This is a genomic window from Rhodanobacter sp. GW835-FHT13D09, from assembly GCF_058793995.1.
In genome coordinates this window covers 35,985-50,976 of record NZ_JBXAGL010000009.1, presented here as the reverse complement: position 1 = coordinate 50,976, position 14,992 = coordinate 35,985, and the positions used below count along the sequence as shown (strand labels likewise).

Genomic DNA, 14,992 nt, shown 5'->3' with positions numbered 1-14,992 from the left:
CCTTCGGGCGCGCCTGAAGGCGCTATTGCAGCGAGCGGGAATCAGCCGACCGGAGGTCGCAGCGGCACCGCATGCACGATGCTGGGCGCGGGCGCGAAGGATGGAGAAAGGCGCAGAGGTCCCGGCGCCACCGGAACCAACCCGGCCATGGCGAGCACCGGCAGGATGCTGCCGCACATCGCCGCACAATGGGTCGACCCCATCGACCCGTGCTGGCCATGCGCCTGGTCGCCACAGCAATCGGTCGCGGTCGGCATGGCGTGCCGGCCGTGATCGATGACGTGGGCGACGGATGACGTGGGCGTACCCAGAAGCACATCACCCATCGCCCCGCGCGGCATCCCGTGCACCGGCGCCAAGGCGAGGATCAGCCACGCCAACCATGCCATCGCCCGGAAGGACGGCAAGCGTGCGGCATGGCGCAGTGGGCGGCTCATCGGCACAGCATAAGGTCCGTGTCGTCGAGCCTCAACTCTGGACGCGGGTCCATCGGCCTCGTGACGGACGCCCGCCGCGGTTTGTCCGTCACCCGACGAACTACTTGGTGTAGCCTATGTGCAGCGTGATCTTGTCGCCAGCCTTCAGGTTCGCCACCGAAACCGGCGGGAAGTGCAGGCGCAGCGACATGCCTTCCGAATCCGCCTCGACGATGCCGGTCTTGGTGTCGACCGAACTCACCGTGGCCGGCATCATGTGCATGCTGCCGTTCTTGTCGTGGTGCATCATCTTCTGATGCATCGCGCCCATGCCCATGTGCCCCATGCTGCTCGACCCCGATGCCGGCGCCATGCCTCCGGTGTCCTGGGCGCTGACCGTGCCGAACGCCAGGCAAAGGCCGAAGGCGGCCGTCGAAACGATGATTCTTGGCGAGAACGTCATGATGATTCTCCGCGCAGGTGGACGGCCGGAGCCCTACGCCCGGCCGGTTGCAATGCTGCAACAGGCGCAGCCTGCACCGGCCAACGTGCAGGAAAGGTTACGTCGCGCCCCAGGGAGCATGGCGCCAGCCCCTCTATACTGGTCCACCCCGCCCGCCGTGACCGCCATGAATTACCGCCACGCCTATCACGCCGGCAATTTCGCCGATGTCCTGAAGCACACCGTGCTGCTGGCGCTGATCGAGGCGATGCAGGCCAAGCCCACGCCGTTCTGCTACATCGACACCCACGCCGGCAGCGGCAGCTACCCGCTGGAAGGCTTCGAGGCGAAGAAGACCGGCGAGCACCGGGACGGCATCGCGCGCCTGCACCCGGCCGAGAAGGTGCCGCCGCTGCTGCAGCGCTGGCGCGCCGGCATCCTCAAGGGCGAAGGCAACGAGCAGGGCCTGAAGCATTACCCGGGCTCGCCGCTGCAGGTCGCCCGCCTTCTGCGCCCGGGCGACAGCGCCCAGTTGTGCGAACTGCATGCCGAGGAAGCGGCGAAGCTGCGCGAGCTGTTCCACGGCAACCCGCAGGTGCACGTGCACCTGCGCGACGGCTACGAGGCGCTGAAGGCGCTGCTGCCGCCGAAGGAGAAGCGCGGACTGGTGCTGATCGACCCGCCGTACGAGGCACAGGAGGCCGAGTACAAGCTGATCGAGCAGGCGCTGAAATCGGCCCTGCTGCGCTGGCCCACCGGCGTCTACGCGGTGTGGTACCCGATCAAGCTGCGCAGCCAGGTGCAGCCGTTCCTGCGCAAGCTGCAGCACAGCGGGGTGAAGCGCATCCTGCGCGCTGAACTGCTGGTGCATCCGGACGATTCGCCGCTGCGCCTCAACGGCTCCGGCATGGTGATCCTCAACGCGCCGTGGAAGCTGGACGACACCTTGCGCGAACCGCTGCACGTACTGGCCAGCCTGCTGTCGCAGGAGCGCCCGGCCGAGGTGAAACTGGACTGGCTGCTGGATGAAGCCGGCAGCCAGCTGAACACGCCCAGCCCGCTGCCCGCCTCGCGGCTACCGCGAACGCCGGGGCGCCGCTAAGCTCGGCGCATCCAGGCTTTATCCAGGAGCACGACCATGCACACACGCCTCGCCTTCCTGTCGATCCGCCTCGCCGCGCCGGTCGTCCTGCTGATGCTGGCCGCCTGCGCTCCGGCGCCGATCTACAAGGCCGGCGGCGCCGCGGTCACCGCCGCGCCGTTCCAGGTCGCGCAATCGCCGGAGAAGTTCAGCAACAGCCAGGTGATCTGGGGTGGCCGCATCGTGCAGGTCAAGGTGCTCGCCGACCACAGCGAGATCGAGTTGCTGGCCTATCCGCTGGATTCTTCGCAGCGGCCGAAGGCGAACGACAGCGGCAGCGGCCGCTTCATCGCGGTGATGCCCGGCTACGTGGAACCGCTGGACTACCCCTCCGGCGCGCTGATGACCGTCGACGGCAAGCTCGGCGGCAGCCGCGCCGGCAAGGTCGGCGAGGCCGACTACGTGTTCCCGCTGGTCAGCGTGGCGCAATCGCACGTGTGGACCACCGAGGAGATGAACAAGGGGCGCAACAACGTCCATTTCGGCGTGGGCTTGGGCGTCGGCATCCGCTGACAGTCAATCGGCCATGGCCGAGCAGCAGGGCCTAGGCAGGTTAACTACAGTAGTGGCCGCTTTCGACCCGTCGCTGACGGTGACGAACGGCTGCTTTCGGCTAGGCGGGCTGCCTATGACGGGCGACTCCAGCGGATCTCGCGCATGCCAGCCTCGTCCGCCGACCGGCCCCGCCGTGCTGCGGCGGGCCGGCGCTATACTCGCCGAGGCTGGGGACCGGGGCCATGCGGTGGAAGAATTCTTCGCACGACTGAAAGAACACAAGCTGGTGCAATGGCTGCTGGGCTATGCGGCGGTGGCAGTAGCTTTGATACCCGTGCTGGATATCGTTGCGGCGCAGTTTGGTTGGCCGGAGAGTTTGCGTCGCGGTATTACGCTGGTGCTGATCATGGGTTTCTTCGTGGTGCTGGTGCTGGCCTGGTATCACGGTGAGCGCAGGGCCCAGAAAATGCCGCGCTCGGAGAAGTTGATTTTGGTGGGGTTGATTGTCGTGAGTGGTGTGCTGTTGTGGCGCTTGGCGCCGCCTGCGCAGCAAGCCATGGCGGTGGACAGCAGCGCGGCAAATACCGTTGATGCCAAGGCCATTGCCACTAAGCCCCTGGCAAAAAATTCGATCGCCGTGATGCCGTTTGCCGACCTCAGCGTAGCGCAGGACCAGGCACTGTTCTCCGAAGGCATGGCCGAGGAAATCCTCAACGCGCTTACCCGGATCAAGAGCCTGCGCGTGCTCGGTCGTAGTTCGTCATTCCAGTTCCAGGGCAAGGACATCCCACCGCAAACAGTTGGCCAGCAACTCGGCGTGGCCCACGTGTTGACTGGCTCGGTGCGCAAGCAGGGCAATGAACTGCGCATCACGGTGGAGTTGGTGCGCACCAGTGACGGCGTGCAGCAGTGGTCGAACCAGTACGACGGCAGCCTGGCCGACGTGTTCAAGCTCCAAGACGCCTGCGCACGCGACGTCGCCAGCCAGCTGGATATCACCCTCAGCGATGCCGGTGCCCGGCGTCTGGTCGACAAGGTGACCCACAATTCGCAGGCCTATGCGAAGTTCATCGAGGCGCAAGAACTGGTGACGAAACGGGTGGGTGACAGCCTGCCGCGAGCGATCGCCCTTCTGGATGAAGCGACCGGGCTGGACCCGCGTTTCGCACGTGCCTGGTCGACGCTGGCCGTGGCCTACGCCGTGCTTCCCCAATACAGCAACGCCGACTGGCAGACGAGCTGGCTGGCATCTGATCAAGCAGCACAGCGCGCGCGCGCGCTCAATCCGAATGATGCGGATGCTTACGCCGCCCTGAGCTACAACCAGTTCTCGCAGCGGCACTACAGCTCCATGGTGGAACCGATGCAGCGCGCGCTGGAACTGGCTCCAGAGAATTCCGCAGTGAGTTACTGGGCGGCGAACGAGCTGGCCGCAATGGGCCGTACCCGCGATGCCGAAACACGGCTTGATGCCGCGCTGGCCAACGACCCCGCTAACCCCCTGTTGTTATTCTACAAGAGCATGCTTCGCTGGCGCGAAGGCGATCAAGCGGGCGCACTCGATTTCATCCACCGTAGCGGGACGGCCGACTCTCCATTCGGCGAACTGATGCTCGGGTATTACGATGCGGCTCACGGTGACAAAGAGGGAGCCAAGCGGAACTTCGCAAGTTCCGCCGCCCGCATGGGCTCAAAAATCCCTGAGCAGGAATTGGTGGTGATCTATCTCGGCACGTTTGGCACCGTCAGCCAAAAACAAATGGCGCTGAAGATCGTCGGTGCGCACACGGACGATGAGTGGGCACCCACCTTGCTGTTGCAACTGGGCGCAGCGGGGCGCTCGTTCGACCTGTACGAGCACGGCCATAGCGGCTTGTCCGATGCCTACCTCAACTGGTTGTGGCAGCCGGAGCCGTGGTCGCGCAAGGCACGTCAGGATGTCGCCTTCCAGGGCTTCGCCAAGCGGCTTGGCATGGTCGACTACTGGAAGCGCAACGGCTGGCCGGACCTTTGCAGGCCGGCCCCAAGCGCAGGCGAGAACGCATTCACGTGCCAATAATACCGATCCTGCCTCCTTGCCGAACTCAAGCGAAGCCATCTGTGCTCAGGGCCCCCTTCATCACGCGGGCCGGCCAGCACGACCCGCACTTCGCAACCTTGCGCACGCGGGCCGGTTTACCACTCCCGGGCCGACGGTTCCCGCGGCAGCCGGTTCGAGCCAGCAGTGAGCGACGCGGACTCGGCCAAACAAGTGCCTCGAACGCCTTGGCACATCACGAGCAGCGCTGCGTAAGCGAGATTCCCATGCCGGAATCGGCGCCGTTACACGCACGGCGAACGTCAGCTCTGGGGCGACTTGATTGAAGCGTCGACTGACGGGTTGTGGCCGGGAGCAGACACCGCTGCGGTGCCCAACCAATCTATCAGCAGCCGAATGAAAGCCCGATTCCAGCGGCCCAGCCCAACGCTATGCGCATCGCGTGCGTCGCTATGATGTTCGCCCGCCCCGTACCGAGCCCCGCATGTCCAGTCACGCCAATCCCATCAAGGCGATCCTGCTCGCGCTGGGCGCCAACTTCGCCATCTTCGTGGCCAAGCTGGTCGCTGCCGCCGTCACCGGCTCCGGCGCGATGATGGCCGAGGCGGTGCACTCGCTGGCCGACTGCGGCAACCAGGGTCTGTTGTTGCTCGGCATCCGCCAGGCGAAACGGCCGCCTTCCGACGAGTTCCCGCTGGGCTGGGGGCGCGCGCTGTACTTCTGGTCGTTCCTGGTCGCGATCCTGCTGTTCAGCGTGGGCGGCATGTTCTCGATCTACGAAGGCGTGCACAAGCTGACCAGCCCCGAGCCGCTGAAGTGGCCGTGGCTGGCGCTGGGGGTGCTGCTGTTCGGCATCGTGGTCGAAGGCATCTCGATGCGCGGCTGCCTGCACGAAGTGAACAAGGCCCGCGGCGACCAGGGCCTGTGGACCTGGTTCCGCGAAACCCGCTCCAGCGAGCTGCTGGTGATCTTCGGCGAAGACCTGGCCGCCCTGCTCGGCCTGTGCCTGGCTGCGCTCGCCGTGGGCGCCACCATGCTCACCGGCAACCTGGTGTTCGACGCCGCCGGCACCATTGCCATCGGCGTGCTGCTGATCGTGGTCGCCGTACTGGTGGCGATCGAGGTGAAGGCGCTGCTGATCGGCCAGGGCGTCGAGCCGCGCCGCCGCGACGAGTTGCTGGCCTTCCTCAACGCCCGCCCCGAGGTCGCCGAGGTACTCAACCTGATCACCCTGCAGATGGGGCCGGACGTGATGGTGGCGGTCAAGGCACGCATGCAGCCCGGCGCCGGCGACCACGGCATGATCGAGGCGATCAACACGGTCGAGGCAGCGATGAAAGCCGAATTCGGCGACGTGCGCTGGAGCTTCTTCGAGCCGGATTTCGCCGACTGAACCTGCCTCGCAAGCCGCCGTTCAGTCCCCCTGCATCGCGGCCTCGCGCCCCTGCTGGCGGATCAGCGCCTCTTCCCGCGCATCGATGATCGACTGCATCACGCTGTCGACGTCGGCGATGCTTTCATCGAACTCGAATCGGCCGCTGAGTTCGCTGTCCGGGTGCAGCTCGCCCAGTTCGTACAGCGCCCACATCTCCTCGCCGTAGTGGGTGTCCAGCAGTTCCGGCGCGAAACGCGACAGGCTGATGGTGATGTTGCCCACGTCACGGCGCAGCATCGTGCGCGCCGCGTTGTTGCCGGCGGCGCTGACCACCTGCGGCAGGTCGATGATCACCGGGCCGGCCGGCCCGACCAGCACGTTGTATTCGGACAGGTCGCCGTGGATCAGCCCCACGCACAGCATGCGCGCCACCTGCTGCATCAGGAAGCGGTGGTAGGCGCGGGCCGTATCGGCAGACAGCTCCACCTCGCCCAGCCGCGGCGCCGAATGGCCGTCCGCGTCGGTGACCAGTTCCATCACCAGCACGCCGCTGAAATAGCCGTAGGGTTTCGGCACGCGCACGCCGGCGGCGGTCAGCTGGTACAGCGCATCAACCTCGGCATTCTTCCACGCCGCCTCGGCCTCCTTGCGGCCGAACCGGGTGGCCTTGCCCATCGCACGCATCTCGCGGCTGCCGCGTACCTTGCGGCCTTCCTGGTACTGCACGCGCTGCTGGAAACTGCGCTGCGCCATGTCCTTGTAGACCTTGGCGCAGCGGATGTCCTCGCCCGAGCGCACGACGTAGACGGAGGCTTCCTTGCCGCTCTTCAGCGGCCTGAGCACCTGGTCGATCACGCCTTCGTCGATCAGGTCCTGCAGGCCCTTGGGGGTTTTCATGCGTCGTGGGCTTCGGTCTGGGGAAACATTACATTATCGCCGATTGGCGACCGGCCCGTGGTGAGCGCCAAGCTGGTCGCGTACCGCCGCCGCGATCTCGAACGAATGCCGTCGCGCCGCGTGCTCGAACACGTTGGCGGTAAGCAGCAATTCATCCGGCCGGTGCCGCGCGACGAAGGCCGCGATGCCCTCCTGCACGGTGGCGGCGTCGCCCACCACGGCGCAGGCCAGCGCGCGCTCCACCATCAGCTGCTCGGGCGGCGTCCAGTACGACCCGATGTCGTCGATCGGCGGCGGGATCAGCCCCGGCCGGCCGCGGCGCAGGTTGATGAAACTCTGCTGCTGGGTGGTGAACAGCCGCCGCGCCTCGGCGTCGCTCCCGGCGGCGACCACGTTGAGCCCCAGCATCGCATACGGCTGCTGCAGCCTGGCCGAGGGGCGGAAATCGCGCCGGTACAGCGCGAGCGCCTCGTCCATCGCATCCGGCGCGAAGTGCGAGGCGAACGCGAACGGCAGGCCGAGCTGCGCGGAGAGCTTCGCGCTGAACAGGCTCGAGCCGAGCAGCCACACCGGCACCTCGATGCCGGCACCGGGCACGGCGCGCACCGGCTGGCCGGGCCTGGCCGGCTCGAAATAGCCGAGCAGTTCCAGCACGTCCTGCGGGAATGCATCGGCGCTGTCGAAGTAGCGACGCAGCGCCTTCGCGGTGGGCTGGTCGGTGCCGGGCGCGCGGCCCAGGCCCAGGTCGATGCGTCCCGGATACAGCGAGGCCAGCGTGCCGAACGCTTCGGCCACCTGCAGCGGCGCGTGGTTCGGCAGCATGATGCCGCCGGCACCGACGCGGATGGTCGAGGTGCCGCCGGCCACGTGGCCGATCAGCACCGCCGTCGCCGCGCTGGCGATGCCGGGCATGTTGTGGTGCTCGGCCAGCCAGTAGCGGTGGTAGCCGAGCCGCTCGGCCAGCCGGGCCAGGTCGAGCGTGTTGCGGAACGCCTGGCCGGCGTCGCTGCCTTCGGTGACCGGCGCCAGGTCGAGGATGGAAAACGGGATCATGTCGGACTCTCGCCAGGATGGATCGCCACGATGTGGGGGCTGCCAGGCGAATTGCCACCGATGCCTGCGCCTACAATGACCCACCTCCGCCCCACGGCATCCCGATGACCGAACCCGTCCGCCTCGCCAAACGCGTCGTCGCGCTGACCGGGTGCTCGCGGCGCGAAGCCGAGCAATACATCGAGGGCGGCTGGGTACGGGTGGACGGCGTCGTGGTGGAGGAGCCGCAGTTCATGGTCGACGTGCAGCACGTCGAACTCGACCCGCAGGCCGAACTGGCGCCCGTCGAACCGATGACCCTGATCCTGCACAAGCCGCCGGGCTGCGACGCCGGCGACGGCCCGAACCCCGACCGTGCACTGGTCACGCCGCAGACCCGCTGGGCCGAGGACGCGTCAGGCGTGCGCCCGCTGAAACGCCACCTGCACCGGCTCGCCATGCCGCTGCCGCTGCCGGCCAGCGCCAGCGGCCTGCTGGTCCTCACCCAGGACTGGCGCGTCGTCCGCAAGCTCACCGGGGACATCGAGCGGGTCGAGCAGGAGTTCGTGGTCGAGGTCAGCGGCGAGCCGATCCCGGACGGGCTGGCCCTGCTCAACCACGGCCTGCGCTTCAACCACTACGCGATGCCGCCGATCAAGGTCAGCTGGCAGAGCGAACGACGCCTGCGCTTCGCGTTCAAACTCCTGCAGCCGACCCGGATCGAGCCGATGTGCAACGCGGTCGGCCTGGAAGTGCTGGCGATGAAATGCCTGCGCGTGGGCCGCATTTCGCTGGCGAAACTGCCGCCGGGGCAATGGCGCTATCTCGCAGCGCACGAACGCATCTGAACCGGTGCACCACCAGGTTGCCCAACCGCCGCCGGAACGGCTTAGACTTGCCCGCGTGTCATGAATCGCCACCGTTCAACCACACCGCGGAGAACAGCATGAGCAAGGGTATGGACTCGAAGAAGAACGAGAAAAAGAAGCCGGCCAAGACCATGAAGGAAAAGAAGGCCGCCAAGCAGGAAAAGAAGAAGAACAAGTAAACCGGGCCTTGCGCACGACGACACGGCGACCGCCGCAGGACATGACATACGGCCCCGCGGCGCGCCAGCCTGCGAGCCGCGCGTGCGAACGGAAGCCGCTGGCCTCTTCCCCTCGCTAAACTTCTCCCGCCCGGCGCCGATAGTTCGACACGGGGCGCCCGGGAGCCGGCGCGCCGGAACGAGGGGCACGGGACATGGGGAACATGTGGCGGCGCATTTTTCGCAGCCGCAAGCCAACGCCGTCAGCGAACCGTGCACAGCCGCGCAGCACTGGGAATTGCCGCCGCGCGTGATCGATGCCATCACGGAATACCGGAACCGGGCAAGCCCCGCGGCATCGCCGCTGGGCAAGGCCCTGGTCGTGGCCGACCAGCTGGCGATGGCGCAGTTGCTGGGCGAGCACGACCGGATCGCGCAGGATCTCGACCTTGGCCTGGCATGGCCCGAATGGTTCGCCCCGGCATCCGTGGTGCGCTGCCAGCATGACCTGCGCCGCCATTTCCCGACGCGGGAGGGCGGGTGAACCGGCCCGGCCGGCACAGCCGCGTCAGCGCAGGTCCAGGTGCATCGGCTGGGTGACCAGGCCGGTGTCGCTGACCAGCAGCGGCCCGCTGGGCAAGAAACCAAAGTGCAGGTACACCGGCACCGCCATGGCCGAGGCTTTCAGCGTGAAGCGCCGTGTGCCGGCGCGACGCACCGCATCGCGCATCGTGCGCTGCCACAACCGGCGCGCGATACCGCGCCCGTGCATGCGGGTGCTGACGAAGAACTGGAACAGGTGGGAGTCGTCGCGCATCGCCGCCACGCCGACCAGGCTCCCGTCGTCCTGCCACGCCAGGTGAAAGCGCTGGCCGGCCAGGATCTTGCCCCGGATCATCCCGGCGCCCATGCCGCGCAGCAGCGGCCCCGCCGCGCTGGCCGGCTGCCACGGCAGGATCCAGCGTCGCGTCACCCGGCGCGCCAGCGTACCGATCGCGAGTGCATCCTGCGGGCGGGCGAGGCGATAGCGGATGGTCATGGTTGCTCCCGCAAAAAAAGGCCGGCTCAGGGGTGGCGCGCACGCCACGCCGCCAATGCGACCTCGTAGCGTTCGAGCGCCTCTTCGTAGACATCGTGGACGCAGCGCACGCAGCCCTCGCCGCAGCAGTCGGCGGCGTCCGGTGCGGTCGGAGGCAACGGCAGCGGATCGGCCGGGTCGTCCGCGGGTGCCGGGAAGTCGGTGGAGTTGATCATCCGGGTCTCATGCAGCAGGCGGCAGATCCGCCCGCTGCATGATGGTGCCGCCGGAGCCTCCGCGGCTCAAGCGGGCCGGCGTCACTTCGCCGGCTTGCGGAACCGGTAGATGAACTGGTCGGTATGGCCGCGTATCGACTTGTCGAACACCTTGGCGTCGTGCGGGTCGGCGCTGTTGCGCAGGGCATGGCTCTCGCCGTCGAACACGAAACCGGCGGCCTCCACTTCCTTCTTCACCGTGGCCGGATCGATGCGGTGCAGCGTGTCGGTATCGGCCACGCCGGAGCCGGCCGGAGCCACATGATCGATCACCACGAACACCCCTCCGGGCTTGAGCGCGTCGTAGACCTGCCTGTCGAAGCTGGCCATGTCCACCGGCCCCATGAACGGGTCGTGGTAATCGTGATAGTTCTGCGCGGTGAACACCACGTCCACCGGTTCAGGCACGCTCAATTGCGCCGCCGGCTGCTGCAGCAGGCTGACGTTCGCATAGTGCGGCGTGGCCACCAGGCCCTGCCAGTTCGCCAGGCTCTTTGCGGAATATTTGTCCATCTCGTGCGGCCACACGGTGTAGACGTGGCCCTGCGGGCCGACGACGGCGCTGAACACGCGTGTCCAGTAGCCACTGCCGGGCACCAGTTCCAGCACCTTCCGGCCCGGCGCGAGCTCGGCGAACGTGATCACTTCGGCGACCTTGCGACGGGCATCGTCGGCCTTGTCGGCCTGGCGCGCGGGGTCGTCGAGCGCCTTGCGCACCGCGGCGGAAACAGGGCCGCCGTGCGGAGGCGTAGCCGCCGCCGCTGCAGGGAGTACGAGAGCAAGCAGTACAGCAAGGACCGTCCGACGCATGGCGTCTTCCTCCGCAGACCCGACCAGACCCCATTGTGCTCCCGAATCGGACGCCCGGCCCCGTGACGTCCGGCACGGTACGCCGGGCCGGCGCTGGATCCATGCTGGCCGCCGGGCGACGCCTGCCACGCGACACGATACCCCGTCGCGCGACATCGCCGCCCCACGCTGGTAAAACAGGCGCGAACCGCCTGAACATCCGATTCGGGGAACCCGATGCCGAGCCGCTCGACTCTGCTTGCGTTTTGCCTGGCGCTGGCCACGCTGCCCTGCGGCATGCCGATACGCGCCCAGACCACCAGCCAGTGGCAGGCGGAACAGCTCGCCGCATCCGGGAAATCCGAGCAGATCATGCGGGAGGCCAACCAGCGCAAGGGCCTGCTGGCCCGCTACCAGGTGATGCGCTATGCCTATGCCGCAGACAGGAACCCCGCGTTCCGGCTGATATTCAACCAGTACCTGAGCTGGTACCAGACCTTCATCGGCGCCTACCCCGACGCAGCGGCCAGCTTTTCCATCAAGCAGCCGCTGGAGAAGGACGACCACCCCGCGCCGCTGGCCGACGGCGGCTGGCAAGCCAGACCTGCGCTGGAAGCGATACCGGCACTGGCCCGCGACTACCGGCTGGTCTATCTCAACGAGGCACACAACATCCCGCTCACCCGTACCCTCACGGTGCAGCTGCTGAGCCGGCTGCGCCAGGAAGGGTTCAATTATTTTGCCGTCGAGACCGTCTACCAGACCGATACCAAGCTGCAATCCCGCGGCTATCCGACCAGCGACAGCGGCTTCTACACCGAGGAACCGATCAGCGCCGAAATGGTACGCACCGCACTCAAGCTCGGCTTCAAGGTGATCGGCTACGAAGCGCTCTCCGACGCCACCGGCGACGCCCGCGAGACCGAACAGGCGCGCAACCTCTACCGGGCGACGTTCGCGAAGGATCCGCAGGCGCGGGTGGTCGTCGAAGCGGGCTACGCGCATATCCAGAAGTCGGGCCTCTTCCTCGGCGGCTCCTCGATGGCCCAGCACCTGTACAAGCTTTCCCGCATCGACGGGCTCTCGGTCGAGCAGACCATGCTGATCCCGCACCCGAACGGCGATGACGACCATCCTTATTACGCGCAGATCGTCGAAAAATGGCAGCCGACTGCGCCGATCGTGTTCGTGAACAAGGAAGGCAAGCCATGGACGCTGCGCACCGGCTATGACGTCAGCGTGGTGTTCCCGCCTCAGTCTATGAAGCGCGGACGGCCAACCTGGCTCACTCTCGGCGAGCTGCGCCGGCCGTATTTCGTAAACGGCGAGCGCTGCAAACACCATTACCCGTGCCTGATCGAGGCGCGCTATGCCGGCGAGGGCAACGACGCGATTCCGGCGGACCGCATGGTGCTCGATCCGGTGCCGTTGAACGCCACGCCACGTGACCGCGTGCTCAACGGCATGGAAGCCACACCGGGCGAACTCTATCTGCGGCCTGGCAGGTATCGCCTGACCATGAGCGACGAGCAGGATCAGACGCTCTTCTCGCAGAACATCGACGTACCGGAATCACCCGCCGCCCCCTCGCCCTAGCACGGCCCGCACCACGCATGCGCCGCGTCATCCTGCCGATGCCGCTGCTCATGCCCCCATCGTCCCACCGAGAGATCACCCATGACACACCCCAGAATCCGCCCCCTGCTGGCGATGGCCTGCATGCTGGCCACCGCCGCCAGCGCCAGCGCCACCGCCGCTGCTGCCGATCGCGACGACGGCGCCATGCTCGGCTTCAGCCGCAGCGCCGCCACTGCCCAGCAAAGCCTGGAACAGCGCTTCGACGCGCAGCTCGATCCGGCCGAATTGCGCGGCTGGCTCAAGCAGATGGCATCGCAGCCGAACCAGGTCGGTTCTCCGCACGACAAGGCGAACGCCGAATTCATGCTGGCGAAATTCCGCGAATGGGGTTGGGATGCACACATCGAGACGTTCAGCGTGCTCTACCCCACGCCGAAGAAAGTGGCGCTGGAACTGCTGGGGCCGAACCCCTATACCGCGGCGCTGCATGAACCGGCCGTCGCCGGCGATGCCACCTCCGACCTCGCCGGCGTGCTGCCGCCGTACAACGTCTACGGCGCCGACGGCGACGTCAGCGCGCCGCTGGTCTATGTCAACTACGGCATGCCGGACGACTACAAGGAGCTGGCGCGGCGCGGCGTCGACGTGCGCGGCAAGATCGTCATCACCCGCTACGGCGGCGGCTGGCGCGGGCTGAAGCCCAAGCTTGCGCAGGAGCACGGCGCGATCGGCTGCCTGATCTATTCCGACCCGCGCGACGACGGTTACGCACAGGGCGAGACCTACCCGCAGGGCGGCTGGCGGCCGGCGCAAGGCGTGCAGCGCGGCTCGGTGGCCGACATGCAGCTGTATCCGGGCGACCCGCTGACCCCGGGCATCGGCTCCACGCCCGGCGCGAAGCGGCTGGCACTGAAAGACGCGAAGACCATCCTGAAGATTCCGGTGCTGCCGATCTCCTATGCCGACGCCACGCCGCTGCTGCAGGCGCTGCGTGGCCCGACGGCGCCAGCCAACTGGCGGGGTGCGCTGCCGCTGACCTACCGCGTCGGCCCGAGCGCGAGCAAGGTCCACCTGACCGTGCTGTCGGACTGGGGCCAGAAACCGGTTTACGACGTGATCGCCATGCTCAAGGGCGCCACCGCGCCGGACCAGTGGGTCGTGCGCGGCAACCACCACGACGGCTGGACCTTCGGCGCGTGGGACCCACTCTCCGGCAACGTCGCCCTGATGGCCGAGGCCAAGGCCATCGGCGGCCTCGTCAAGCAGGGCTGGCGGCCCCAGCGCACGCTCGTCTATGCCAGCTGGGATGGCGAGGAACCGGGCCTGCTCGGTTCCACCGAGTGGGCCGAGGCGCATGCCGCGGAACTGCAGCAGAAGGCCGTGCTGTACCTCAACTCCGACACCAACGGCCGCGGTTTCCTCGATGCCGGCGGCAGCCATTCGCTGCAGCATCTGGTCAACCAGGTGGCCGATGGTGTGACCGATCCGGAAACCCGCGTCAGCGTGCGCGAGCGCCTGCGCGCGCGCATGCTGGTCGACGGCAGCAGCAAGGATGCAAAACCCGAAACGAAAGCCATCGCCAAGCTGGCGGCGGAAGGCGGCGACGTGCCGATCCAGGCGCTGGGTTCCGGCTCCGATTACAGCGCCTTCCTGGAACACCTCGGCATCGCCTCGCTGAACCTCGGCTTCGGCGGCGAAGACGACGACGCCGGCATCTACCACTCGCGCTACGACTCGTTCGACCACTACGCGCGCTTCGGCGACCCTGACTTCGGCTACGGCGTGGCGCTGGCCAAGATCGCCGGCCACATCATGCTGCGCACCGCCGACGCCGGCGTGCTGCCGCTGCGCTTCGGCGACTTCAGCGACACGTTCGACCGCTACGTGGGTGAGCTGCACAAGCTGGTCGACGACACCCGCAAGGCCACCGAGCAGCAACACAAGCTGCTGGACAGCCACGCGTTCGCGCTCGACGCCGACCCCACCCGCCCGGTCGCTCCGCCCGCGCGCGACTCGGACATGCCGGCGATCGACCTGGCTCCGCTGGACCAGGCCGCGAAACGGCTCCAGCAGAGCGCCCAGGCGTATCAGGCGGCCTACGCCAGACACGCCGCCGGCCCCGACCTGTCCGCAGCCCGGCAGCAGCAACTGAACCAGCTGATCGGGCGCATGGAGCAGGCCCTCACCGATCCCGCCGGCCTGCCCGGGCGCAGCTGGTTCAAGCACTTCATCTATGCACCGGGCATGCTCACCGGCTACGGCGTCAAGACCGTGCCCGGCGTGCGCGAGGCCATCGAGGCACGTCGCTGGGACGAGGCCAACCATTACGCCGCGCTCACCGCCGAGGTGCTCGACCGCTACCGTGCGCAGCTCGACCAGTTGACGGCGCTGCTGGACAAGCGGTCCTAGCCCGCAGCGTCACGCTCGATCACGAAGCACCAGCGGCACCAGCAATACCGCAGCCGTGCA

At 67.4% G+C, this 14,992-nt stretch carries 15 protein-coding genes; 8 read left to right on the top strand and 7 right to left on the bottom strand.

All coding sequences use genetic code 11. The annotated features are described in order from the left end of the window. Nucleotides 1–41 precede the first annotated feature (41 nt). Both AC1Q5A_RS12685 and AC1Q5A_RS12680 read right to left on the bottom strand, forming a co-directional pair. Entirely contained in the window at nt 42–437 is a 396-nt protein-coding gene (locus AC1Q5A_RS12685) for a hypothetical protein (RefSeq protein WP_492701111.1), read from the bottom strand. Between the two features lie 100 nt (nt 438–537). Next, complete coding sequence (locus AC1Q5A_RS12680; protein WP_492701109.1) at nt 538–879, bottom strand: hypothetical protein; 342 nt, start codon at nt 877–879, stop codon at nt 538–540. A 166-nt stretch (nt 880–1,045) separates the two neighbouring features. Between AC1Q5A_RS12680 and AC1Q5A_RS12675 the strand changes: the two genes are divergently transcribed. From AC1Q5A_RS12675 to AC1Q5A_RS12660, 4 genes are all read left to right on the top strand, one after another. Further along, nucleotides 1,046–1,960: a 23S rRNA (adenine(2030)-N(6))-methyltransferase RlmJ gene (locus AC1Q5A_RS12675; protein ID WP_492701107.1), complete on the top strand. Its 915-nt coding sequence runs from the start codon at nt 1,046–1,048 to the stop codon at nt 1,958–1,960. A gap of 36 nt (nt 1,961–1,996) precedes the next feature. Beyond that, on the top strand, nt 1,997–2,512 hold the full coding sequence (locus AC1Q5A_RS12670; RefSeq protein ID WP_492701105.1) for a Slp family lipoprotein: 516 nt from the start codon (nt 1,997–1,999) through the stop codon (nt 2,510–2,512). A gap of 13 nt (nt 2,513–2,525) precedes the next feature. Continuing rightward, nucleotides 2,526–4,553, top strand: a complete 2,028-nt coding sequence (locus AC1Q5A_RS12665) for a tetratricopeptide repeat protein (RefSeq protein WP_492701103.1) — start codon at nt 2,526–2,528, stop codon at nt 4,551–4,553. Nucleotides 4,554–5,016: 463 nt separating this feature from the next. After that, nucleotides 5,017–5,925, top strand: a complete 909-nt coding sequence (locus AC1Q5A_RS12660) for a cation diffusion facilitator family transporter (RefSeq protein ID WP_492701101.1) — start codon at nt 5,017–5,019, stop codon at nt 5,923–5,925. A 21-nt stretch (nt 5,926–5,946) separates the two neighbouring features. On the opposite strand, the gene AC1Q5A_RS12655 is transcribed toward AC1Q5A_RS12660, so the two are convergent. Further along, nucleotides 5,947–6,804 carry a PA4780 family RIO1-like protein kinase gene (locus AC1Q5A_RS12655; RefSeq protein ID WP_492701099.1) on the bottom strand — a complete coding sequence of 286 codons (858 nt, stop codon included), beginning with the start codon at nt 6,802–6,804 and terminating at the stop codon, nt 5,947–5,949. 33 nt (nt 6,805–6,837) lie between these two features. Continuing rightward, nucleotides 6,838–7,857 carry an LLM class flavin-dependent oxidoreductase gene (locus AC1Q5A_RS12650; protein ID WP_492701097.1) on the bottom strand — a complete coding sequence of 340 codons (1,020 nt, stop codon included), beginning with the start codon at nt 7,855–7,857 and terminating at the stop codon, nt 6,838–6,840. A gap of 104 nt (nt 7,858–7,961) precedes the next feature. Between AC1Q5A_RS12650 and AC1Q5A_RS12645 the strand changes: the two genes are divergently transcribed. Beyond that, nucleotides 7,962–8,684 (top strand): rRNA pseudouridine synthase, encoded by a 723-nt coding sequence (locus AC1Q5A_RS12645; protein WP_492701095.1) that lies wholly within the window; start codon nt 7,962–7,964, stop codon nt 8,682–8,684. A gap of 489 nt (nt 8,685–9,173) precedes the next feature. Next, nucleotides 9,174–9,407: a hypothetical protein gene (locus tag AC1Q5A_RS12640; protein ID WP_492701093.1), complete on the top strand. Its 234-nt coding sequence runs from the start codon at nt 9,174–9,176 to the stop codon at nt 9,405–9,407. Between the two features lie 24 nt (nt 9,408–9,431). On the opposite strand, the gene AC1Q5A_RS12635 is transcribed toward AC1Q5A_RS12640, so the two are convergent. The 3 genes from AC1Q5A_RS12635 to AC1Q5A_RS12625 all read right to left on the bottom strand — a co-directional run bounded on the left by AC1Q5A_RS12635 (nt 9,432) and on the right by AC1Q5A_RS12625 (nt 10,966). Further along, nucleotides 9,432–9,902, bottom strand: a complete 471-nt coding sequence (locus AC1Q5A_RS12635) for a GNAT family N-acetyltransferase (protein WP_492701091.1) — start codon at nt 9,900–9,902, stop codon at nt 9,432–9,434. A gap of 26 nt (nt 9,903–9,928) precedes the next feature. After that, nucleotides 9,929–10,117, bottom strand: coding sequence for an oxidoreductase-like domain-containing protein (locus tag AC1Q5A_RS12630; protein WP_492701089.1), 189 nt, complete (start codon nt 10,115–10,117; stop codon nt 9,929–9,931). 81 nt (nt 10,118–10,198) lie between these two features. Beyond that, complete coding sequence (locus AC1Q5A_RS12625) at nt 10,199–10,966, bottom strand: class I SAM-dependent methyltransferase (protein ID WP_492701087.1); 768 nt, start codon at nt 10,964–10,966, stop codon at nt 10,199–10,201. 216 nt (nt 10,967–11,182) lie between these two features. Here AC1Q5A_RS12625 and AC1Q5A_RS12620 point away from each other — a divergent pair, with 216 nt between their 5' ends. Together AC1Q5A_RS12620 and AC1Q5A_RS12615 are read left to right on the top strand one after the other, a co-directional pair. Then, nucleotides 11,183–12,541 carry a hypothetical protein gene (locus tag AC1Q5A_RS12620; RefSeq protein ID WP_492701086.1) on the top strand — a complete coding sequence of 453 codons (1,359 nt, stop codon included), beginning with the start codon at nt 11,183–11,185 and terminating at the stop codon, nt 12,539–12,541. 81 nt (nt 12,542–12,622) lie between these two features. After that, nucleotides 12,623–14,932 carry a transferrin receptor-like dimerization domain-containing protein gene (locus AC1Q5A_RS12615; protein WP_492701084.1) on the top strand — a complete coding sequence of 770 codons (2,310 nt, stop codon included), beginning with the start codon at nt 12,623–12,625 and terminating at the stop codon, nt 14,930–14,932. Nucleotides 14,933–14,992 lie beyond the last annotated feature (60 nt).